General features: G+C 43.0%; 24 protein-coding genes and 1 tRNA gene. 18 read left to right on the top strand and 7 right to left on the bottom strand.

Annotated elements, in window-relative coordinates; genetic code table 11:
- Complete coding sequence (gene serS, locus AOC20_RS06335) at window positions 1-1311, top strand: serine--tRNA ligase (protein WP_215359430.1); 1311 nt, start codon at window positions 1-3, stop codon at window positions 1309-1311.
- Here serS and AOC20_RS06330 read toward each other — a convergent pair whose 3' ends face one another.
- Both AOC20_RS06330 and AOC20_RS06325 read right to left on the bottom strand, forming a co-directional pair.
- Window positions 1312-1737, bottom strand: a complete 426-nt coding sequence (locus AOC20_RS06330) for a type II toxin-antitoxin system VapC family toxin (RefSeq protein ID WP_215359428.1) — start codon at window positions 1735-1737, stop codon at window positions 1312-1314.
- Window positions 1737-1982: an AbrB/MazE/SpoVT family DNA-binding domain-containing protein gene (locus AOC20_RS06325; RefSeq protein WP_215359426.1), complete on the bottom strand. Its 246-nt coding sequence runs from the start codon at window positions 1980-1982 to the stop codon at window positions 1737-1739. Before AOC20_RS06325 ends, AOC20_RS06330 begins: the two co-directional genes overlap by 1 nt.
- A gap of 134 nt (window positions 1983-2116) precedes the next feature.
- Between AOC20_RS06325 and AOC20_RS06320 the strand changes: the two genes are divergently transcribed.
- A tRNA-Ser gene (locus AOC20_RS06320) sits at window positions 2117-2206 on the top strand.
- A 106-nt stretch (window positions 2207-2312) separates the two neighbouring features.
- Complete coding sequence (locus AOC20_RS06315) at window positions 2313-4001, top strand: amidohydrolase (protein ID WP_215359424.1); 1689 nt, start codon at window positions 2313-2315, stop codon at window positions 3999-4001.
- A gap of 322 nt (window positions 4002-4323) precedes the next feature.
- On the opposite strand, the gene AOC20_RS06310 is transcribed toward AOC20_RS06315, so the two are convergent.
- The 3 genes from AOC20_RS06310 to AOC20_RS06300 all read right to left on the bottom strand — a co-directional run bounded on the left by AOC20_RS06310 (window position 4324) and on the right by AOC20_RS06300 (window position 6634).
- A complete protein-coding gene (locus tag AOC20_RS06310) occupies window positions 4324-5196 on the bottom strand; it encodes a hypothetical protein (RefSeq protein ID WP_215359422.1) in 873 nt (290 codons plus the stop codon).
- A gap of 104 nt (window positions 5197-5300) precedes the next feature.
- Window positions 5301-5720 (bottom strand): MAM33 family protein, encoded by a 420-nt coding sequence (locus tag AOC20_RS06305; RefSeq protein ID WP_215359420.1) that lies wholly within the window; start codon window positions 5718-5720, stop codon window positions 5301-5303.
- An 83-nt stretch (window positions 5721-5803) separates the two neighbouring features.
- Window positions 5804-6634, bottom strand: a complete 831-nt coding sequence (locus AOC20_RS06300; protein WP_251373070.1) for a hypothetical protein — start codon at window positions 6632-6634, stop codon at window positions 5804-5806.
- Window positions 6635-6745: 111 nt separating this feature from the next.
- Here AOC20_RS06300 and AOC20_RS06295 point away from each other — a divergent pair, with 111 nt between their 5' ends.
- From AOC20_RS06295 to phoR, 8 genes are all read left to right on the top strand, one after another.
- Complete coding sequence (locus AOC20_RS06295) at window positions 6746-7759, top strand: CorA family divalent cation transporter (RefSeq protein WP_215359418.1); 1014 nt, start codon at window positions 6746-6748, stop codon at window positions 7757-7759.
- 182 nt (window positions 7760-7941) lie between these two features.
- Window positions 7942-8964 carry a phosphate ABC transporter substrate-binding protein PstS gene (gene pstS, locus AOC20_RS06290; protein ID WP_215359416.1) on the top strand — a complete coding sequence of 341 codons (1023 nt, stop codon included), beginning with the start codon at window positions 7942-7944 and terminating at the stop codon, window positions 8962-8964.
- Window positions 8965-9045: 81 nt separating this feature from the next.
- A complete protein-coding gene (pstC, locus tag AOC20_RS06285) occupies window positions 9046-10035 on the top strand; it encodes a phosphate ABC transporter permease subunit PstC (RefSeq protein ID WP_215359414.1) in 990 nt (329 codons plus the stop codon).
- A complete protein-coding gene (gene pstA / locus AOC20_RS06280; protein ID WP_215359412.1) occupies window positions 10032-10898 on the top strand; it encodes a phosphate ABC transporter permease PstA in 867 nt (288 codons plus the stop codon). The genes pstC and pstA overlap by 4 nt, the downstream gene beginning before the upstream one ends.
- Entirely contained in the window at window positions 10898-11743 is an 846-nt protein-coding gene (pstB, locus tag AOC20_RS06275) for a phosphate ABC transporter ATP-binding protein PstB (protein ID WP_433915471.1), read from the top strand. The genes pstA and pstB overlap by 1 nt, the downstream gene beginning before the upstream one ends.
- Before the next feature lie 13 nt (window positions 11744-11756).
- Window positions 11757-12464, top strand: coding sequence for a phosphate signaling complex protein PhoU (phoU, locus tag AOC20_RS06270; RefSeq protein WP_215359410.1), 708 nt, complete (start codon window positions 11757-11759; stop codon window positions 12462-12464).
- Window positions 12465-12481: 17 nt separating this feature from the next.
- Complete coding sequence (gene phoB, locus AOC20_RS06265; protein WP_215359408.1) at window positions 12482-13195, top strand: phosphate regulon transcriptional regulator PhoB; 714 nt, start codon at window positions 12482-12484, stop codon at window positions 13193-13195.
- A gap of 57 nt (window positions 13196-13252) precedes the next feature.
- Complete coding sequence (gene phoR, locus AOC20_RS06260; RefSeq protein WP_215359406.1) at window positions 13253-14566, top strand: phosphate regulon sensor histidine kinase PhoR; 1314 nt, start codon at window positions 13253-13255, stop codon at window positions 14564-14566.
- Here the strand turns inward: phoR and AOC20_RS06255 are convergent.
- Window positions 14563-14763 (bottom strand): hypothetical protein, encoded by a 201-nt coding sequence (locus AOC20_RS06255; RefSeq protein WP_215359403.1) that lies wholly within the window; start codon window positions 14761-14763, stop codon window positions 14563-14565. The two genes, phoR and AOC20_RS06255, sit on opposite strands and share 4 nt — an antisense overlap.
- Window positions 14764-14845: 82 nt before the next feature.
- Window positions 14846-15325, bottom strand: coding sequence for an MgtC/SapB family protein (locus AOC20_RS06250; protein ID WP_215359401.1), 480 nt, complete (start codon window positions 15323-15325; stop codon window positions 14846-14848).
- 345 nt (window positions 15326-15670) lie between these two features.
- Here AOC20_RS06250 and AOC20_RS06245 point away from each other — a divergent pair, with 345 nt between their 5' ends.
- The 7 genes from AOC20_RS06245 (at window position 15671) to AOC20_RS06215 (ending at window position 21161) form a co-directional block, all read left to right on the top strand.
- Entirely contained in the window at window positions 15671-15847 is a 177-nt protein-coding gene (locus tag AOC20_RS06245) for a hypothetical protein (RefSeq protein WP_215359399.1), read from the top strand.
- Between the two features lie 27 nt (window positions 15848-15874).
- A complete protein-coding gene (locus AOC20_RS06240) occupies window positions 15875-16375 on the top strand; it encodes an arsenate reductase ArsC (protein ID WP_215359397.1) in 501 nt (166 codons plus the stop codon).
- Window positions 16376-16396: 21 nt separating this feature from the next.
- Entirely contained in the window at window positions 16397-16837 is a 441-nt protein-coding gene (locus AOC20_RS06235; RefSeq protein WP_215359395.1) for a tautomerase family protein, read from the top strand.
- A 146-nt stretch (window positions 16838-16983) separates the two neighbouring features.
- On the top strand, window positions 16984-18330 hold the full coding sequence (locus tag AOC20_RS06230; RefSeq protein WP_215359393.1) for a DUF2252 domain-containing protein: 1347 nt from the start codon (window positions 16984-16986) through the stop codon (window positions 18328-18330).
- A gap of 96 nt (window positions 18331-18426) precedes the next feature.
- A complete protein-coding gene (locus AOC20_RS06225; RefSeq protein WP_215359391.1) occupies window positions 18427-20172 on the top strand; it encodes an alkaline phosphatase in 1746 nt (581 codons plus the stop codon).
- A gap of 4 nt (window positions 20173-20176) precedes the next feature.
- Window positions 20177-20893: an MgtC/SapB family protein gene (locus AOC20_RS06220; RefSeq protein ID WP_215359389.1), complete on the top strand. Its 717-nt coding sequence runs from the start codon at window positions 20177-20179 to the stop codon at window positions 20891-20893.
- Window positions 20894-20948: 55 nt separating this feature from the next.
- The gene (locus tag AOC20_RS06215) at window positions 20949-21161 is read left to right on the top strand and encodes a GDCCVxC domain-containing (seleno)protein (RefSeq protein ID WP_251373068.1); all 213 of its coding nucleotides are present in this window, start codon (window positions 20949-20951) and stop codon (window positions 21159-21161) included.
- Window positions 21162-21266 lie beyond the last annotated feature (105 nt).

Raw genomic sequence — 21266 nt, 5'->3', positions numbered from 1 at the left:
ATGATTGATCCGCAATTACTCCGTAAAGATATCTCCGCAGTTGCTGCGCGCCTAGCTACTCGTAAATTCCAATTGGATGTTGATAAATTCAATGCACTTGAGTCCGAGCGTAAATCCTTACAGACCAGCACTGAAGAATTGCAAGCCAAACGTAATCAATTGTCTAAGGCTATTGGTATGAAAAAAGGCAAGGGCGAGGATGCCTCTGCTGAGATGGCTGAAGTAGCTCAAGTCAATACCGATATGGAAGCTGGTGCAGCCAGATTAAGCACGCTGCAGGCAGAGATTTCCGACTTCTTGATGGGCATCCCGAATTTGCCTGATGAATCTGTACCCACCGGTAAAGATGAAACTGAAAACACAGAGGTAAAGCGTTGGGGTGAAGAGCCCATTTTTGATTTTGAGATTAAAGATCACGTAGATCTTGGCGGTCCATTGGGCCTAGACTTTGAAGTGGCAGCCAAGATTAGCGGCTCACGCTTTGTAGTTCTCAAAGGACCAATCGCTAGATTGCATCGCGCCTTGGCGCAGTTCATGATTGATACGCATGCCACTAAGCATGAGTATCAAGAGGTCTATGCGCCATATATGGTTAATGCCGCTTCTATGCGCGGTACTGGCCAGTTGCCAAAGTTTGAAGAGGACTTATTTAAAGTTCCCCGTCAAATGGGTGGTGAGGATGGCAATGGAGAAGCGAAGACTGAAAACTTCTATCTCATACCAACTGCGGAAGTGCCTGTTACTAATTTAGTGCGCGACGAAATTGTTAACGCTGATAACTTGCCAATGAAATTTGTAGCGCATACACCATGCTTCCGTTCTGAAGCGGGTAGTTATGGTCGTGACGTACGTGGCATGATTCGTCAGCACCAGTTTGACAAAGTAGAGTTGGTGCAAATCACCAAACCAGAAGACTCTATGCAAGCGCTTGAAGATTTAACGGGGCATGCAGAAAGAATCCTGGAGCTTCTTGAGTTGCCATATAGAAAAGTATTGCTCTGCACTGGTGATATGGGTTTTGGTAGCACCAAGACGTATGACTTAGAAGTTTGGGTGCCTTCACAAAAGGCCTATAGAGAAATCAGCTCATGTTCCAGCATGGGCGACTTCCAAGCAAGACGTATGCAAGCAAGATTTAAAGAGGGTCAAGCTAAGCCAGAGTTGGTGCACACCTTAAATGGTTCCGGTCTTGCTGTGGGTAGAGCATTGGTTGCGCTACTAGAGAACAAACAGCAAGTGGATGGCAGTATTGCTATTCCGAAAGCACTGCAACCTTATTTGGGTGGCTTAGAAGTCCTAAAGCCCATTTAATTAAATAGTTAATACTTTCATTTTTAAGCGTATGGCATTTTTCTCGAGTACTTTATCGAGAGTGATGATTGACTTAGCTTTGAAAGCTTTTGCGGTAGCGAGATGAAGTGCATCGCCAGAACGTAATTTGGATGCACTTTCTAATACCAAAAGTCCAGCGGAGTAAAAGACTTTATTTTCTATTGGTAGCAATTCAATGTCATTAGCACATAAAGCTTCAAAAAGCTTCCAAGCATTCTTACTCTCTTTGGAAGTAATCTGACTAGTTCTCTCTTTAATGCTTAAGGCGCTAGCAAATTCAGTAAACGTCCAAGTAGACGAGATCAGTTTTGTATCTTTAGTGTTGTCATACCATTTGTGGATGGCGGAACTTTTTCCTTCGTGGGTGCAAAAACCAACCAATATGCTTGTGTCAACATAGAGCATTAGTAGCGAGCTCCAGAGCGAACCTCATCCATTACTGATGTACCCATTTTCATCGAACCTCTTAATTCCTTGGCCATTTTGGACAGGGTTTTTCGATCAAGCTTTTGAGGTCTGATGACCAATGCTCCGTCGCTTGATAGAGTAGCTTCAACTCTGTCGCCATCTTTCAGTTGAATTTCTTTAATGAATGATGCTGGAATGCGAAGTGCCAAGCTATTGCCCCACTTTGAAATCTGGATATTCATGCACTGGTCCTTGTATAGATATACATTAATGTATATCTATAGTAAAGGATCATTTCTATATTTTCCAGTCAATCGATAAGGCAATACCGGCTGCATGGCTTTATATATCGATAGCTATAATGATTCCTCGGTTCGGAGAGGTGGCAGAGTGGTCGAATGTACCTGACTCGAAATCAGGCGTAGGGTCAAACCTACCGAGGGTTCGAATCCCTCCCTCTCCGCCAGCAAATAGCATCCCCCACCACCTGGCATGCTCAGAAATTCCCTTTGGTATGATCGTTTCATCACCGAATCTGCCAATCCTCCGGCTTAATAGAGACCAGTTCACCCATGAAATTCATAAAAAATACATTTGCTGCATGTCTTATCTTGATTGCTGCCCACGCATTTGCTGATACTGCAAGCGTATATTTCAATGGCGACATACTGACGATGGAGGGTGATACACCCCAATATGTTGAGGCAGTTGTGGTGAAAGGTAAGAAGATTGCCTATGCTGGCAATATGCGAGACGCCATCAGTGAGGCTGGAAGCAATGCCATCATGAATGACTTGAAAGGTCAAACCTTATTGCCGGGCTTTATCGATGCCTGGGGTCACTTTACATTGATTGCGCAGAATACCTTGAGCGTTAATCTGGGTTATTTTTCTTCTAAGCCGCCTCATACAACCCAGGAATTAATAGGTCGATTGAAATCAGAGGCCAGACCATTTAATGGTTGGATTATTGGTTCGGAGTACGCTGATGCTTTTTTGACTGATGGCCCTTTAACGATTGCGCAATTAGATGCAGCGTTTCCTGATCAACCGGTATTTGTGAATAACATTTCAACTCTGACGGGGATTGTCAATACGGCGGGTTTAAAGAAATTGGGAATCACTAAAAATACTAAAGTTACACAAGGCATGCTTCCGGTTGATCCAAAAACTGGAAAACTTACTGGTGAATTAATTGGGGATCCTAATCTAGATACCACAGCAAAGGTATTTGGTAAGTATTCCCGTGACTTAACCATGGAAACGTATCGCAAAGCAGAAAAGATTTATGCCTCTAATGGATACACCACTGCGCAAAGTTATGAAAGTACGATTCAAGACCTTAGCAATATGCGCCAGGCGGTTGATCGCGATGTGATTAGCTTAGATCTGATTGCATTGCCTACGTATGATGTGGTCGATCAATTGCTTGCAACTAATAAAAATTATCCCTTCGGCATCTATACCAAGGGCGATGGTGGTTTTAAAGTGGCTGGAATACTCGTTTCAACAGATGGCGCACCACAATTGCGTTTGGCTTATTTCACTAAGCCTTACATCGATACCACAGGATTCCCAAAAAATTGGCGCGGGATGGCTGTTGCCTCTCAAGATTTAGTGAACAAATACGCAAAGCTCGCCTACGAAAAAAATATTCAGTACTTCGGATATTCCAATGGTGATGCTGGTATTAATATGACGCTTACTGGAATTGCCAAGGCAATACAACAAACAGGCGTTACTGAAGATCGTAGATCCGTTATTTCACATTCTTTCTTTGTTCGCGATGATCAACTGGATCAATATAAGGCTCAAAAAATTCTTCCCCAATTTATGCCTAACCACATTTGGATGTACGGCGATATATACAGAAAGATCCTAGGGGATGAGAGAGCTAGCAATATGGTGCCACTCAATTTAGTCAAAACAAAAGGTATGCAATTTGGCCTTCATAATGACACGCCATCATCAGGTCCAAGCGCTTTGTTTACCATTTGGACGGCTGTAAATCGCAAGGCTTATGGAGGCGGTACTTTAGGTCCTGATCAGCGTATTGATCCATACACGGCACTACGTGGTTTTACTTCTGTTACTGCATATCAGTACAAAGAAGAAGCGACGAAGGGCAGTCTCACGCCTGGAAAGCTAGCCGACATGGTGCAGCTTGATCGCAATCCATTAAAAGTAGATCCCATGGAAATCAAGGATATTCAGGTGGTGAAGACCGTCAAGAATGGAAAAGATTTATATGTTCGACAGTAGTTGTTATATGTTTGACAGTAGTTGCCCAAAAAGCCACCCTCGGGTGGCTTTAATTTTATAAGAGCAGAGTGGAATTGCGCAGGCAGCATGCTTGACTCATAGCAAGCTCAAGATCATGAGTGATTTGGTTACCTATGGGCTGTTAGCACAAACTATTCGCAAACAATGGCGAGAGAATTACACTTCATCTCCCATAAGTATTTCTATACTTTACAGCTGAAATATGACACCTTTGTGTGAGTTTCATGACATTTCATGGGCTGAAATGAGCTCAATTTGTGCCATTTAACAGAAGGGCACCGTCCTAATCGGGTAAGTGGATTTACGGTTTAGGTTGATTCATATTCTGCCTTAGCAAAATAGGGGTAAAACTGAAGGGCTGCTCAGACTTTGGGTCTACCTGAATTTCGACTGCTTGCACCTGCTCGGCACCCATAATCTGCAAGCGTAGAACATTCTCGAGTATCTGTTTTTGATTAATTGTTTTCAATGGTTGATCAAGAATAAGTCGATGACTGTCACCATGAATTAAAAGGATGGGTTTTTTGAATTCTTGTGCATTCTTACTGAGAGAATGTAATGTGTCGCGATAACCGCTATCTGCATTGATTGCCTGTGCTGCCGTATAAAACATATCGGCCTGATAACTAAAGATAATTCCGAGGTATCCTTTGCTCGAAGCAAGTGCAAAAGCATTTTCTATCCACTCTAAATTAGCTCGGTTGCGCTCCTCATATTCTGCTTTTGATCGCTCATCAGCCTCGAAGTTATTGTTGGATCCAGGAATATGTATGCTCACAAATAAAAATTGATTCTTTATCCAATAGGCGTTTTCAACAAACTTCTGATAGCGAGAATTGGTATCCGATTGTCTAGTGAGGCTAATCTTTTGTTTACCAAAACTCTTTTGGGAATTGAAGAATTCGCTTCTAAGAGTATTCAATCGCTCAATTGGATCGTAAGAACCAGCAAGCGGTCTATGGCAATCAGTCCATTCGTTATCCCCAACGCTGTAGATCAATGGTGAAATAAATTGATTAAAGTAGCTCTTTACCTTTTGATTGTATTCATCACTACAAGGGGTGGATCCTGATTTCGTGTCACCAATAAAGATACTAAAACTCGGTTTTTTCTGGTTGATTTCAGAAATTAGTCGCTCGTAACGAAGATAGTCATCTGGGAGTCTATAGGGCATATCACCCAGAGCTATGAACTTAAATGACTCAGATGGTTGAGCTAAAGCTCCAAAAGAGCAAATTAAGAGAATGCTGAAGGTGACTGTCTTAATAAGGCGCATTTTTATTTATACAAAGTTGGAGTCCTGTCTAACTCCTTAATTTCAAGCTGCCCAAATATATAAGATTCAGAGCTGACCTCTGTCCAACCAAGATCATGAAATACATCTACATAATTCTTAGAGTATTTTTTATTACTTTGGTAGAAGATGTCTGTTAACTCATCTTGCTCATCCTCGTTAACCGTATCCGAAAAGTAAATCACTTTCTCGCCCCCGTAAGTTTTGCTAATTTTTGCGCCGGGTATGTCTTCAATGCAAATACCGATATTCGGATCATAGCTTTTGACAAAGCTAGGCTTGGTACTTGTGAGAACGGAGCCTAGTTTCCACACCATTCCGCACTTGATCTCTTTATTAGCCTGTTGAAAGATTTGGCGCTCTACTAGGGAGCCCATTTCTAGGGGAATGATTTGATAGTGCATAGATCGCTCCAATGAAAAAAGCTAGGTGATAGGCCTCAGTTTCCACCATGTTTATGACAATTTCACATATAGGCTACTGATGCTCAAAATCTCCAGGTAAGCCCAACTTCACTTCTGCTTGCGCCAGCCTGTTGCACTGCAAAAGTTTCACCATAATTCATGCCGGTGCGCATATAAGATACGCCTAAATCAAGGCTGTCAGTCAAAGAGTAAATGCCGGCAACTAGGGCGTAGTAACTTAAATTTTGAGAGTTGGTAGGTGGATTGGTGGTTGCTCCTAGATCAAGTGCTAATTTGAGGTTTTGATAAACCGACCATACCGGCGCGATGGAAAGCAGAAATATATTGGTGCGGATATTGTCTGCTGTATGCCCAATGCTGTAGTTTGTGTTGTAAGGAGCACGCATATAGGATGCATTGACGTGGACTTCGATCTCATCCCAATATTTGGAGGCTATGAAATTAACGCCATAATTGAGCGCTGCCAAGCCAAGACCGTTAACTTGCTGTTGTGTGCTTGCCGGTAAAACAATAGTCGGTTTGATAGCTAAGGCATACCGATTCTCAGTATCCTCGTGAAAGCGCCACTTGCTGGCAAATACATAGTTCGCAAATCGAGAATAGTTACCGCTAGGCTGGTTGTAATAGGTGGTCGAAAAAGAGGCTTCAACAGTTTCACTCAGGCCTCTGGTGTATGTAAATGGAAAGGCTCTCGCATCGGCATTGCCAGCATATTCTTCACCTGGCGTAATAATGTCAGCAGACTGAGGCCCATCAGATCGATTGATGAAGAAAAAGTACTGCTCAATCTGATTGCCGCCAGCCTTAACTGTGCCAGCGTCATCTGTGTTTAATGGCTCAAAAGCGAGCGCGAGTGTGGGCAGCAGTAATAAACCCAGCAGAAATGATTTCATTGAGTAAGACATCTGACTATGAAAACGAAACAATCTGTTTAGCCAATTCATATGACAAATTGATGTCATACCTCATATAAAGATCGATTTCATTTGTCATACAATTTGCGCATGCAAACTGACGCAACTCTAAATCTCTTCCCAATTGCTGGAGTGGTATTTGCATGGGCTATGCCCAAAACTGGTAATGGCTATGAGATTCCATTATTTGAAATTGCGCAATCCATTGAAGACCCAGACATATCGATTTGGCTTCACTTAAATCTATCTAACTCCCAGGTACAACGTTGGCTTGAAAAAACGAGCTTGGTGCCAGAGCGTGTGACAGAGATGATTGAAGAAGGCGTGAACTTGAGCCGTATGGAGCGCATTGAGAAGCTAGATGATTGCCTGGTGATGGTGATGAATGACTTTCATCAAGAGTTTGGGGAGGAGCAAGTAGATGGAAGTTTAGGCACTCTTTGGGCCATTATTACGCCTAAGCTAATGATTTCTTTACGAAATAACCCCTTAAGAACCACCGATAAACTGCGTTATGACCTTAGAAGCGGTCACATTAATCCAAGCTCAGCCATTGAGTTGTTTCATGAATTATTGGACCTGCGAGCTGAACAGTTGAGAACGCTATTGGTTCATTTGTCAGGAGATATGGATATTCTTGAGGAAAACTTACTCAAGGGTAAAGAATTTCCTGAGCATGAAAGTTTGGGCAGGATTCGAATACAGTGCAGCCGTTTACGAAGACATTTTTCTCCAGAGCTCATTGCCTTGCATCGACTCTTAAAACGACTGCCATATTGGTTTTCGGACGAGAATAAAAGTCGACTTACAGATGACTTGGATTTACTTTCCTATCTAGTACAGGACATATCCAGTCTTTACGACCGCGCTAAGGTCCTACAAGATGAGCAGGCGGCACACGTGGCCGAATTCAATGCTAAAAACTTGCAGGTCTTATCTGTAATGACTGTCATTTTCTTGCCAATGACTCTCATATCTGGAATTATGGGTATGAATATGGAGGACCTCCCTGGATTGAGGGGATCCTTTTATGAAGTCATGATTGTGATGTCCATCGCGGGTGGTGCAGTCTATGGTGCGCTTAAGCTCAAGCGAATTATCTAAAGCGTCCTCAGTGCTAAAGACCCACAAAATAATGGGTTTTTTCTAGACGGTTAAATTTCATAAACTACTGATTTTATTAAGTATTTATACTTTTTTGACGAAATGTCATCAAAGCGTCATACACAGTCCGTATCTTCCATCTATTGCATTGTTTTGTAATTCCCTAAATAAGGACTGTTCAAATGAAATTATTCTTGAAAAAAGCGCTCGTTATTGGCGCGATTTCGCTTGCTCCAACTGCATTTGCTGTTGATATGACAGGTGCTGGTGCAACATTCCCATACCCAATTTATGCAAAGTGGGCAGAAGCGTTCAAAGCTAAAACTGGTTCTAACTTGAATTATCAGTCTATTGGTTCATCTGGTGGCATCAAGCAAATCAAAGCAAAAACTGTTGATTTCGGTGCAACTGACAATCCAGTGAAATTTGATGATTTAGAAAAAGACGGCATGGTTCAATTCCCAGCAATTATTGGTGGTGTTGTTCCAGTAATTAACGTAGAAGGTGTAAAGCCATACGAACTCAAGTTATCCCCAGACACTTTGTCTGATATTTTCCAGGGCGTTATCACTAATTGGAACGACAAACGTATTGTCTTGAATAATCCTGGGATGAAAATGCCTGACTTGGCAATCACCGTAGTTCATCGTGCTGATGGCTCTGGTACAACCGCTATTTTCACAAACTACTTAGCTAAAGTAAGTCAGAACTGGAAAGATGCTGTTGGTGAAGGTGCTGCAGTTAAGTGGCCTGCCGCTTCTTCTGTTGGCGGCAAGGGTAACGAAGGTGTTGCTGCCAACGTATCACGTGTTAAGGGTGCAATTGGTTACGTTGAGTATGCCTATGCCAAGAAAAACAAAATGACTAGCGTTTCTTTGAAGAATAAAGATGGTCAATTTGTTCAACCTGACGATGTTACTTTCGCGGCTGCAGCTGCTGGTACTGACTGGTCAAAGATCCCAGGTATGGGTACATTTATTACCAATGCTTCTGGTGCTAAGTCTTGGCCAATCACTGGTGCATCTTTCATCTTGCTTTACAAGAATCCTGAGAACAAGGCTAATGCAGCTGAAGTAATCAAATTCTTTGACTTTGCATTTAAAGATGGCAAGAAAATGGCTGAAGAGTTGGATTACGTTCCAATGCCAGATGTCACTACGGACTACATCCGTAAGAATGTGTTCACAAAAGTTGTAACTAAGTAATATTTGGAACTGATTTTTTTGGTTTCTCACACAACAGCTCCACCGAGGGTGGGGCTGTTTTTAATTTAATTAAGCTCAAATATGATTGAATCATCTCAGTCGCACTCTGCACCAACGCCACAGGCCCTCAGGATTGCTAAGTTACAGCGAATTCAAGACTTTTTATTTCACGGGATTACACAATTTTTTGCACTGTCAGTGCTGATTGCTCTGGTAGGCATCATCATTTCCCTGATTATTAATGCTTGGCCAGCTTTAGACAAATTTGGTATTGGATTCTTTTTTACAAAAGAGTGGGATATTGTTAATGGTGAATTTGGTGGATTAATTGCAATTTATGGCACCTTAGTCACTTCATTGATAGCTTTATTGATTGCAGTTCCGCTGAGTTTTGGCATTGCAGTTTTCTTAACTGAGCTATGCCCAGGCCCATTACGCAGACCACTGGGTACTGCAGTTGAGCTACTCGCTGCCGTGCCATCGATTATTTATGGAATGTTCGGCCTGTTTATATTCGCACCACTTTTCGGGGACTATATTCAGCCAGCTTTGGCGGCCACTCTTGGCCAGATTCCTGGATTGGGAATTTTATTCTCAGGCGCATTTAACGGTATTGGTATCTTGTGTGCCGGTTTGATTCTAGCCATGATGATTCTGCCGTTTATTGCGTCGGTAATGCGTGATGTATTTGAAATCGTTCCTCCAGTTCTGAAGGAGTCGGCTTACGGAATTGGCTGTACCACTTGGGAAGTCGTAAAAAATGTTGTGCTTCCATACACCAAGGCTGGTGTCATTGGTGGCGTGATGTTGGGATTAGGTAGGGCGCTCGGAGAAACAATGGCCGTTACATTTGTGATTGGTAATGCCCATCGTCTTTCAGCATCTTTGTTTGCCCCTGGAAATTCAATTGCATCGACATTGGCAAACGAGTTTGGAGAGGCTGAACTTGGCCCACATTACTCCTCTTTATTTGCTCTCGGTCTCGCTCTATTCATGATTACATTCGTAGTTTTAGCGATTGCTAAGTGGATGTTAATGAATATGGAGAAAAAGCAAGGACTTAAAACATGAACGGCATTTCAAATATCAATCCCGCAATTTTTGCTAGACGTAAGCGTGCCAATAAGATTGGCCTAGTGCTCTCTACTGGAGCTATGGCTCTTGGCATGATTTTCTTGTTATGGATATTGAGCGTTCTATTTATTAAGGGATTCTCATCAATTAACTTAGGTGTATTTCTGAACAGCACACCCGCTCCGGGCTCAGAGGGTGGCGGCTTAGCCAACGCCATCGTTGGCAGTCTCATGATTGTGGCGAGTTGCACCTTAATTAGTACGCCGATTGGGGTACTAGCTGGCTTGTATCTTTCTGAGTATGGCGATAGAAGTAAAGTTGCTTCTATTACACGCTTTGTTACGGACATCATGCTTTCTGCCCCTTCAATTGTGATCGGTCTGTTCGTATATGCAATTGTGGTGGCTCAGGTCCGTCACTTCTCAGGTTGGGCAGGTACTATTGCCTTGGCGCTAATTGCAATCCCTGTAGTGGTTCGAACTACTGAGAATATGTTGCGCTTAGTGCCGGGTAGTTTGCGTGAAGCTGCTTATGCTCTTGGGACACCAAAGTGGAAAGTGGCATTTATGATCACCTTACGCGCTGCTCAAAGTGGCGTAATCACTGGCATCCTGCTTGCATTAGCAAGGGTTAGTGGTGAAACGGCACCTTTATTGTTTACAGCGCTAAACAACCAATTTTTCTCGACCAATATGAATGCACCAATGGCGAATTTGCCGGTGGTCATTTTCCAATTTGCGATGAGCCCATATGACAATTGGGTTGATTTAGCATGGGCAGCAGCGTTGTTAATTACATTTGCTGTTCTTGGTCTAAATATTTTGGCGCGAGTGGTATTCCGTGAGAAGGTACAAGCATGATGAGCAATATGAACACAATGTTTGACTTAAATAAGATCGATAGTCAAGGGGGTAGAGTGGATACAACAAATCAACAACCAGCACAGGCAGCTATTAACGCGCTTGAAGTCAGAAACTTAAACTTTTACTACGGCACGTTCCAAGGTCTAAAAGACATCAATCTAGATATTGAGCAGGGCAAAGTGACCGCCTTTATTGGCCCCTCTGGTTGTGGCAAATCTACTTTATTGCGCACCTTAAATCGTATGTACGATCTGTATCCAGGTCAGCGTGCTGAAGGTGAGATTAACTTCTATGGTCAGAACATTCTTGAGCCAGGCCAGGACTTGAACTTACTGCGTTCCCGTATTGGTATGGTTTTCCAAAAGCCAACGCCATTTCCAATGTCGATTTATGAAAATATCGCTTTTGGTGTGCGTCTTTATGAAAAGCTTTCTCGCTCTGAAATGGACGAGCGCGTTGAGTGGGCATTGAACAAGGCGGCATTATGGAACGAGGCTAAAGATAAGCTCAATCAAAGTGGCTTATCTCTCTCCGGCGGTCAACAGCAACGTCTGTGTATTGCCCGAGGCGTTGCAGTCAAGCCATCCGTGATTTTGTTGGATGAGCCTACTTCTGCGTTGGATCCTATTTCAACTGGCAAAATCGAAGAATTGATTAATGAGCTGAAGCATGAGTACACCATTGCAATCGTGACTCACAATATGCAACAAGCTGCTCGCGTATCCGATTACACTGCTTATATGTACTTAGGTAGCCTCATTGAGTACGGCAAGACAGACGAAATATTTATTAAGCCTAAGCGCAAAGAAACAGAAGACTACATTACCGGCCGCTTCGGTTAATTGGAGACATTAAATGCCAGATAAACACCTATCATCACAATTTGACGCCGACTTAAATTCACTCTCAAGCCGCTTGCTTGAGATGGGTGGATTGGTCGAGTCTCAAATCTCCACAGCAATGCGTGCTTTTACTTCAATGGACCTTGACACTTGCAATGTGGTCATTGAGAACGAAAAGCTAGTTAATGATCTAGAAATTCAAATTGACTTAGCGTGCACCGAACTGATTGCACGTCGTCAGCCAACAGCTCGTGATCTGCGTTTAGTAATGGCTGTTTCAAAGGCGATTACCAATCTTGAGCGTGCGGGTGACGAGGCTGAGAGGGTAGCAAAAAGAACGAAAAGACTGATTGAGTCTAATGTTCCTTACAAGATTAACGTGGCAGAGATTCGCTTGTCTGGTCAGATGGCCATTACCTTATTGCGTCGTAGCTTGGATGCATTTGCTCGCCTAGATACGGTTGCTGCTGCTGAAGTAGTAGCTGAAGATCGTCAGATTGATGAGGAATTCAGGGGCTTTGTACGTAAATTGATTTCTTATATGTCTGAAGATCCGCATACCATCAGTACAGGCTTAGATATGCTGACGATTGCTAAGGCGATTGAGCGTATTGGTGATCATGCCAAGAACATTGCCGAGTTTGTGATCTATATTGCAAAGGGCTCTGATGTCCGTCACATACCGCATGAAGATTTAGTGCGTGAAGCTAATAAGCAATAAATAACCAGCAATCAGATATGACGCATCGCATCCTAATCGTTGAAGATGAGCCATCAATTGCTGAATTAATCGCAATCAATCTGACTCACGCTGGTTTTGAGGTTGAGAAAGTCATGCAGACGGATTTAGCGCTAGCGATTATGAAGGATCGCTTGCCGAGCCTGCTGATTTTGGACTGGATGCTCCCTGGTAAATCCGGCGTTCAATTTGCCAAAGAGCTTAGGTCTCAAGAGCGAACTAGGGGTCTGCCTATCTTAATGCTCACCGCTAAAAGTGAAGAGGTTGATAAAGTCTTGGGCTTAGATTCTGGGGCGGATGATTATGTGACTAAGCCTTTCTCGCCTAAAGAGTTGGTAGCGAGGGTGAAAGCCTTATTGCGTAGACAGTCCCCAATTGAAGATACTGGCCCTTTGAGTATTGGCCCCATTAAATTGGATCCAAGCTCTCATCGTGTACTGGCTATTTGGCCGGATATTGACCCTAAGCCTATTCCATTAGGGCCAACCGAATACAGGCTATTACAGTTTTTCATGGCCAACCCCGAGCGTGTGCATTCTCGCGCTAGCTTATTAGACAATGTTTGGGGCAATGAGGTGTACATCGAAGAGCGCACAGTAGACGTTCATATAAAGCGCCTTAGAGCCGCTTTAGCTCCGGTAGATTGCGACCGATATATTGAAACAGTTCGTGGCAGCGGATACCGTATCACTAAGACGCCTACAGAGTCGTAAAATTACTACTTTTTGCATTTCTTAAAGATCGGCTTACAGATCGACTAAGATTGCAGCATGATTTCCGCATTAACCCGGTTCGCCTTTCTAGTTTGCCTCGCCCTCATAGCGGCTTTTATTGCCCTAGAATTTTGGGGGGCTCAATGGGCTATTCCGCTGGGAATATTCATACTCTCCGTTCCATTGGTTTACTCATACATCAATTTAGCAAACCTCAGAAAATACATCCTCAACGATTCTCTAGAATCGATGTCGCTACCAAGTGGATATTGGGAAGAAGTTTTTTTCAGGCTACAGCGCTTGATTAAAAATCAGAAACAAAAACTCCTGACGATTGAGCGCCAACATCATCACTTTATAGAAGCTTTTCAGGCATCACCTAACGGCATTGTGATGTTGGATGAAAACGATCAAATTGAGTGGTGCAATAGCATTGCTGAGAGTTTTTTCGGGCTCACTTATAAACGTGATGTCATGCAGCGTATTAATTTTTTAATACGTAGACCAGAGTTTATTCAATACATCACCAAAAGAAATTTTGATGAGCCCTTGCTGATGGAGAGAATGGGCCCTAGTAGTAGCATCAGCTTAATGTTGCAGGCCTTTCCATTTGGGCAAAAGCGTCATTTGCTATTAGTTCAAAACGTCACTGATCTGCAAAAAGCGGATGCCATGCGTCGCGACTTTGTGGCTAACGTCTCACATGAGATGAGAACACCTATTACGGTTTTGATGGGTTTTTTGGAAACTGTACAGACCTTAGATCTTAAAAAAGAACAGCAAGATCAGTATTTTGAAATGATGATGGCGCAAGCACTGCGCATGAAGAGTTTGGTTGAGGATCTCCTAACCTTAGCCAATCTAGAATCAAATTCATTACCTGCAGTTTCTAAACCGATTTCGTTACCGACCTTGATGGCTTTACTAAAAAATGATGCAGAAGCACTCTCGCTAGGAAAACATTCTTTCTCTTTTGATGTCTTATCTAAGCAAGATGTATTGGGTGAAGAGCGCGAAGTTTTGTCGGCATTTAGTAATCTGGTATCAAATGCAATTCGCTATACCCCTGATGTCGGCGAAATCCATGTGAAGTGGAATGTCAATGCAGAAGGTCAGGGAGAGTTTTCGGTAACGGATACCGGCCCTGGTATTGCAGCGGAACATCTATCGCGTTTAACAGAGCGCTTCTATCGTGTAGATCGAAGCCGCTCTCGAGATACGGGTGGTACAGGTTTAGGTCTAGCGATTGTGAAGCATATTGCTAGTCGCCATCAGGCTCAATTGATTATTGAAAGTACTCCGGGCAGGGGGAGCACCTTTATGTTGCGCTTTCCCAAAGAGCGCCTTACTGCCGCGGAGCTGAAGAGCTAGTCCTTCTTTTTCTTTTTCTTCTTCTTGGATTCTTTAGGAAGCTTTTCAGGTTTCCCGTTGGCATATAGACACCAAACCTTAATCTCTTCGAAAAGTTCGTTTAAATCATCATGCGGGAGACTCTTTAAGTCCACCAAGCCAATAGCACCAGATTCTTGTAGCTGTTTTACAGCATCTTCATATGTATATTTGCTCATTTTTCTATCTATTAGATGATCAAAAATGAGACTCTAACAAAGTAATATGACAAAACCTCTTTTTTAGGGGTTTTAAGGGGGTTTAGTCCGGATTTCCTGAGATTTCCGACTCTTGCTTAACCCCAGTGAGGCGGGTCATCAGCCTTTCCAGAGGGCCGCCAATCAGTAGCGTCAGCAATATAGCCCCTAAAGCCAGAGCCCCGAGGGCGTACTTTCCAGCCCCAAAGCTTGCCCCAATCAGGGCACATGCCCAGAGGCTGGCGGCCGTGGTTAGGCCATGCACTTTCCGGGACCTTTGTTCGTGAATAATCACCCCAGCACCCAAAAAGCCCAGACCAGTGATTAACCCCTGCAGTACCCGGCTGACAGACTGGGCATCGTCCTGTACAAAGTCCGCGATCAACATGATGGCAGTGGCTGACCCTATGGCCACAAGTGAATGCGTACGAATACCTGCTGACTTATGGTGAAGCCAGCGGTTAAGGCCAAGCGTCGCGCCGACAAATAAGGCTAAGCCTAGACGCAGTGCAATTGTGCTGTAAAGCTCCCAGTTGGTTCCCACTTGCTCTCCAGTAAAAGTCTGATGACTCAGTGTATCTCAGTGATTTCAAAAGTGTCATAAAAGAGCAATCACTCTGTCACATCAATAGTGAAGAATTCAACTGCAGCAAATATCTAACTTGGTTTACCTCAAAAGGGTGCGCCAATTTCTACTTAAGACAAAGGAGTCGATATGAAAAAGATAATTTTAGCTATGTTGCAATCGTGGAGTGAAGCACGCTTAGCTTATACAAAGCGCTATTCCCATCATCAGTTAGGTAGCTAATAGCTTTACGCTTTAATAAAAGTGCAATAAACCCCTCTTAGGATTGAGGGGTTATTTTTGAATCAAGAGAAAAGGGTTAGCATGACTTCTAATTTAAATAAATATCTGTATGAAGTATTTCGCAAGGAAGTCAAAGACCCACTTCAATCGAATCTCAAAGAACAACAATTTCAATATCAAAATAATTTACGTGATCAGCGCAAAAATCATTTTGTGCTAGATAACAAATACTCTTTACGACTTGACGAAATCATTTAAGGTTCGACCTTGGTAAGTTCTGAAGATATGAATCGTCCATATAATATTTTATTTCTCTGTACCGGTAATTCAGCTCGATCCATTCTAGGTGAGGCGCTTGCAACGACGCTGAGTCATGGGCGTTTTATTGGTTACTCAGCCGGCTCAACACCAAAATCCTATGTACATCCTATTGCCTTGAAGCTTTGCAGGGAGATGGGTTACCCGCTTGAATTATTGAGAAGTAAGAGTTGGGACGAATTTGGCAGAGAGGATGCACCGCATATGGATTTTATTATCACTGTATGTGATTCGGCTGCGGGTGAGGAATGTCCATATTGGCCTGGTCATCCTGCCACTGCCCATTGGGGCTTTGCTGATCCTGCTCTGATCGATAGTAATGAAGCGGATATGTGGTCTGCATTTAGAAAAGTAGAAATGGGTTTGCGTAATCGCATTGAGTTATTAAGTGATTTACCAATTGAAAAATTGGACCATCTACAAATCAAAGATGAGCTATCTTTGATTCATCAACAATTTAAAATCTAATGCTGCTTCTTTGAGGATTGTATGGCTACCTATAGTATTTATACGGCTGGACTATCTTTAAATACGCATCAAAAATATACGATCGCCCAAGCAATCACGAGAATTCATGCTGATGTTACTGGAGCAGAGGCTTATTTTGCCCAAGTAATCTTTAAAGAATTGGATTTGCACGATTGCTTTATTGGAGGCGTTCTACTAGATGAGCCTCATATTTTTCTCAACGGGCAAATTCGCCTCGGTAGAAGCGAGCAGATGAAAAAGCAATTGCTTGTTGAATTAGAAATTGCTATACAAAGTACTAGTAAATTGGCTGGGCATCAAATTTGGGCCTATATTGACGAAATTTCCCCGGGTCAGATGATTGAATATGGCCAGATTCTGCCTGCAGTAGGGGATGACAAGATATGGTTTTCCACCCTGCCAGCGACTATACAAAAGAAGCTTAATTACTTAAATTCCTAGTCTGCGCCATATTGAGCGCTTGGTATTAAGATGGGGGCTTAACATTTGAGCGCCTTTAACCCATGTCTGTTGAGAAAAAGCCAAGATTTGCTGTACTAAGATCAGTAGAATCTTTCAAGGACCCTCGTCCTAGCATTCAAAAACGCATGGCGGATGGCAAAGCCTTGCGCAAATTAGTTAGCTTTTCTGATCAGGGTACCTACATACCCCCTAAGCATCGAATCGATCCAGTAAGCATATTAGAGGCCCAAGCGAAGCAGCGTATCGAATCTTTGATTCCCATTCGGTATGAGCGTATGTTGCAGTCACCGTTTGCTTTTTATCGTGGTGGCGCAGCCATCATGGCACAAGATCTCGCTAATCAGCCTACTACTGGTATTACCGTTCAGCTTTGTGGAGATATGCATGTCTCCAATTTTGGTTTATTTGGAACGGCTGAGCATCGCCTAGTTTTTGGCATTAATGATTTTGATGAAACTTTGCCTGGCAGTTGGGAGTGGGATCTGAAACGTCTTGTGGCAAGCGCTGTGATTGCTTGCGAGAGTAATGGTGGTGATAAAGCTACCAGTAAAAAAATTGTGATGCGTATTTGTACTGAATATCAAAAACGCATGACTGAATATGCCAACATGCCCTACCTAGATTTGGCGCAGCAATTTATCAGCGAAGAACAGATTCGTAAACAGTTTGGTAAGGAGCATCAAAAAGTACTTGACGCTTATCTCAAACAAACAAAGGGGCAGGGGAATATTCAGGTTTTGCAAAAACTCACCACGCTGGTAGGTAAGGATAGAAGAATCATCAATAAACCTCCCTTGATTGAGCATTTTAAAAAGAATGCCTATGGAATGCCCTTGGAATCACTGATTGATAAGGCTTTATTAAATTATTCAAGTACTTTGCTTGCTGATCGAAAAATTCTTTTTGAGCGTTATAGCCTAAAAGACTTTGCCCGCAAGGTTGTGGGTGTTGGCAGTGTGGGAACAAATTGTATGGTTCTTTACTTTGAGGGTGATGGTGAATGCGATCCACTCTTTCTGCAATATAAAGAAGCGCAAAAATCCGTCCTCAGTCCTTATTTAGGTGAATCTATTTATCGTGACATGGGTAAGCGTGTTGTTGCAGGACAAAGATTATTGCAAGGTGCCCCAGATATTTTCCTCAGTTTTGGCTCCATGCAGTTTGATATTGATCGAAGTGAAGGATTTTATATTCGTCAACTGCGCGACATGAAGGGTGGAATTTCGATTGGTCCAGGGGGAATTTCTCTGAAAAATTTCGCCGATTATTCAAAGCTGTATGGTTGGGCTCTTGCCCTTGGGCATGCTCGCTCCGGTGATGCCGCCATGATTGCAGGTTATTGCGATGAGTCAAAAGAATTTACCGAGGCAATGTATTCGTTTGCTAAATCCTATGCAAAGCAGAATGAGCAAGATTACGGGCAATTCTGCAAGGCTGTAAAAAGTGGCAGACTCAAGGTGGCTAAGTTATAGACAGTGGCACCTGAGTGCATAGTTTGCAGTCATTGATTTGTCATTATTTTGGTAGATAGTCTAATTTGACCCAATTTATCCACCAAATTGCCTCCTATGAATGCCTCTCAATTAATCAAGCATGCTACTTTTATTCTTTTGGGGGCCTTTGCTAGCCTAGTTCAGGCTGGGGTGATATATCCCATTGATCAGGCATCTATTTTGGCTGGGTCAAAATTTGATATCAAGGTTGAATTTAACTCCGTTGTTAATCAAGGCGATGTTCTCATTGATCTCAATGGCAGCCCAATCAATAAAGTCATTAGAAGTAAACCGGAATTCATTGCTAATGAAAATGGCAAAGGCAGTTCAATTTTATTTCGTGACGTTCAGATAACAAAGCCTGGTAAATACGAAATAAAAGCCCGTACACCACAAGAGCAATTACAGGTCAGCTGGGAGGTATATGCAAGCGGGCCACGTCGCGTAAAGAATGTCATTCTTTTTGTGGGCGATGGTATGACAATTGCTAACAGAACCACTGCTAGAGTTTTATCGAAAGGAATCACGGAGGGCAAATATCAAGGTCGCTTAGCTTTTGATGATATGCCCAGTACCGCCATGATTGGTACATCCGGCTCCGATTCACTCATTACAGACTCTGCAAACTCTATGAGTGCCTATACAACTGGGCATAAGACCGCTGTGAATGCGATGGGTGTGTATGTCTCGCGCGCTACCGATAATCTCTCGCATCCTAAAGTAGAAACGATTGCAGAGCTTATTAAGCGCAATACTAAAATGGCCGTAGGTATTGTTTCAGATGCTGAGTTACAGGATGCGACCCCAGCTGCAGTCGTTGCCCATACTAGACGTAGAGCAGACAAGCAATATATTGCTGATCAACTAAAAGCGAGTGATGCAGAAGTCATTCTGGGTGGCGGCTCAGCTTATTTTTATCCTCAATCGGTTAAAGGTTCTAAACGCAAAGACGAGAAGAATCTAGTGGATAGCTTTAAAGCGGATGGCTATCAATTGGCATTTACAAAGCAAGAGTTGCTGGCTGCTTCGCAAAGCAAATCCACAAAGAAGCTATTTGGGGTTTTTCATCCCGACAATATGGATGGCTCATTAGATCGTTTGTATCTGAAAAAGAATACTGTGGAGCAGTATCCAGACCAGCCTGATTTAACTGAAATGACTCAATCAGCGATTGATGTACTGTCCAGAAACCCGAATGGATTTTTCTTAATGGTAGAGGCAGCATTGATTGATAAGTTCAATCACCCTTTAGATTGGGAGCGCGCCGCGTTTGATACCATCATGCTCAGTAACGCAGTACAAATAGCAAAAGATTTTGCTAAAACACACCCTGATACTTTAATTATTGTGACCCCTGATCATACTCATAGTGGCTCTATTAGTGGGGTAGTACACGACGATAAACCTGGCCCCTTGCGTGAAAAAGTGGGCGTTTATGCAGCAGCTGGATACCCTAACTACCCTAAGGCAGATATCAAAGGTTACCCAAATCAGATTGATGTCTCGAAGCGTATTGCATTCTTTTATGGCAACTATCCTGATCACTATGAGACTATGCACCCTAAATTAGATGGCACCTTTGTTCCTGCTATTAAAGATGCATCGGGTCAATACGTGGCGAATCCGAAATATATTCAATTGCAAGAAGATGCGATTCATGTAGGCGGTAATTTGCCATTGAAGCAAGAAGTGGGGGTTCATACCGCTGATGATGCCGTTCTCAATGCGATGGGCCCAGGTTCGGAAAAGTTCAAAGGATTTATGGACAATACTGAAGTATTTAAAGTGATGGTTCAGTCCTTAGGCCTTGGAGCAAAATAATTTCATGGAATTCATCAACAACATTAACTACGGATCGCTCATCGATACGGCAGTTAGTCTGAGTGCTGCCTTTATTCTCGGTGGATTAATCGGCTTAGAGCGTCAGTACCGTCAGCGAACAGCAGGCTTGCGGACCAATATTTTGGTAGCTATTGGAGCGGCTATTTTTGTGGATGCTGCCAATCGTCTGACTGGAAATGAGGGTGCCGTGCATGTGATGGCCTATGTGGTTTCTGGTATCGGATTCTTAGGTGCTGGCGTCATCATGCGGGAAGAGGGTAATGTTAGAGGTATCAACACTGCAGCAACCCTATGGGCATCGGGTGCAGTTGGTGCTTGTGCAGGTGCAGATTTAATACTAGAGGCTTGCCTAGCAACGGTTTTTGTATTGGCTGCAAACACCTTATTGCGTCCGGTAGTAAGTCTGATTAATCGTCAGCCGTTGGATACCGAAGCGGTTGAAGTAACGAATTCTGTCTACATCATCACTCCTAAGCATGCCCAAAAGCATGCTTTGAAACAATTCATTAAGACCCTTGAGGATGCAGGCTTCCAAACCCAAGATATTGAAGTCCATCAATTTGGAAATGATGATGTTGAAATCCAGGCGGTATTAACCGCATCTGCGGTAGATGGAGATGAGATGGACAAGCTCATCGCGAAGATTGCTGATCAGGAATTTGTAACTCAGGCCTTCTGGAGTCCGAGCACAACAGATTAAGCGCTGAATTTGCTTTTGACACAATATTGAAACATTCATCCTTCAGTATTGCATTGTGAATAAGACTATCCAAGATTTTGAATCTATCGTAACTTGCCCGCATTGTGATGCTTCAGAGGCCATTCATATTGAGCGTGGCACCTCCCATCATTTTTACCGCTGCCGCTCTTGTAGCGCGATTCTGAAGCCGAAGTCAGGTGATTGCTGCATCTTATGCAGCTTTGGTAACCGCGACTGCTCAAGTTCAGAGCAAAACTTAGCTGCCTAGCAAGGGTTCGATCACCCCAGCCACATAGGCTTGCTGCGTTTTTCATCAATGTGTCATCGTTTTTACATAAAATAGACACAATTGAAGCAGCATTCCATTTTTGGG

This window comes from Polynucleobacter ibericus, assembly GCF_018687955.1.
Lineage (GTDB): Bacteria > Pseudomonadota > Gammaproteobacteria > Burkholderiales > Burkholderiaceae > Polynucleobacter > Polynucleobacter ibericus.
This window is presented reverse-complemented; position numbering and strand designations above follow the sequence as displayed.

Coding starts and splice junctions, on each gene's coding strand:
- serS (WP_215359430.1), top strand. CDS start 1: ATGATTGATCCGCAATTACTCCGTAAAGATATCTCCGCAGTTGCTGCG.
- AOC20_RS06330 (WP_215359428.1), bottom strand. CDS start 1,737: ATGCTCTATGTTGACACAAGCATATTGGTTGGTTTTTGCACCCACGAA.
- AOC20_RS06325 (WP_215359426.1), bottom strand. CDS start 1,982: ATGAATATCCAGATTTCAAAGTGGGGCAATAGCTTGGCACTTCGCATT.
- AOC20_RS06315 (WP_215359424.1), top strand. CDS start 2,313: ATGAAATTCATAAAAAATACATTTGCTGCATGTCTTATCTTGATTGCT.
- AOC20_RS06310 (WP_215359422.1), bottom strand. CDS start 5,196: ATGCCCTATAGACTCCCAGATGACTATCTTCGTTACGAGCGACTAATT.
- AOC20_RS06305 (WP_215359420.1), bottom strand. CDS start 5,720: ATGCACTATCAAATCATTCCCCTAGAAATGGGCTCCCTAGTAGAGCGC.
- AOC20_RS06300 (WP_251373070.1), bottom strand. CDS start 6,634: ATGAAATCATTTCTGCTGGGTTTATTACTGCTGCCCACACTCGCGCTC.
- AOC20_RS06295 (WP_215359418.1), top strand. CDS start 6,746: ATGCAAACTGACGCAACTCTAAATCTCTTCCCAATTGCTGGAGTGGTA.
- pstS (WP_215359416.1), top strand. CDS start 7,942: ATGAAATTATTCTTGAAAAAAGCGCTCGTTATTGGCGCGATTTCGCTT.
- pstC (WP_215359414.1), top strand. CDS start 9,046: ATGATTGAATCATCTCAGTCGCACTCTGCACCAACGCCACAGGCCCTC.
- pstA (WP_215359412.1), top strand. CDS start 10,032: ATGAACGGCATTTCAAATATCAATCCCGCAATTTTTGCTAGACGTAAG.
- pstB (WP_433915471.1), top strand. CDS start 10,898: ATGAGCAATATGAACACAATGTTTGACTTAAATAAGATCGATAGTCAA.
- phoU (WP_215359410.1), top strand. CDS start 11,757: ATGCCAGATAAACACCTATCATCACAATTTGACGCCGACTTAAATTCA.
- phoB (WP_215359408.1), top strand. CDS start 12,482: ATGACGCATCGCATCCTAATCGTTGAAGATGAGCCATCAATTGCTGAA.
- phoR (WP_215359406.1), top strand. CDS start 13,253: ATGATTTCCGCATTAACCCGGTTCGCCTTTCTAGTTTGCCTCGCCCTC.
- AOC20_RS06255 (WP_215359403.1), bottom strand. CDS start 14,763: ATGAGCAAATATACATATGAAGATGCTGTAAAACAGCTACAAGAATCT.
- AOC20_RS06245 (WP_215359399.1), top strand. CDS start 15,671: ATGACTTCTAATTTAAATAAATATCTGTATGAAGTATTTCGCAAGGAA.
- AOC20_RS06240 (WP_215359397.1), top strand. CDS start 15,875: ATGAATCGTCCATATAATATTTTATTTCTCTGTACCGGTAATTCAGCT.
- AOC20_RS06235 (WP_215359395.1), top strand. CDS start 16,397: ATGGCTACCTATAGTATTTATACGGCTGGACTATCTTTAAATACGCAT.
- AOC20_RS06230 (WP_215359393.1), top strand. CDS start 16,984: ATGGCGGATGGCAAAGCCTTGCGCAAATTAGTTAGCTTTTCTGATCAG.
- AOC20_RS06225 (WP_215359391.1), top strand. CDS start 18,427: ATGAATGCCTCTCAATTAATCAAGCATGCTACTTTTATTCTTTTGGGG.
- AOC20_RS06220 (WP_215359389.1), top strand. CDS start 20,177: ATGGAATTCATCAACAACATTAACTACGGATCGCTCATCGATACGGCA.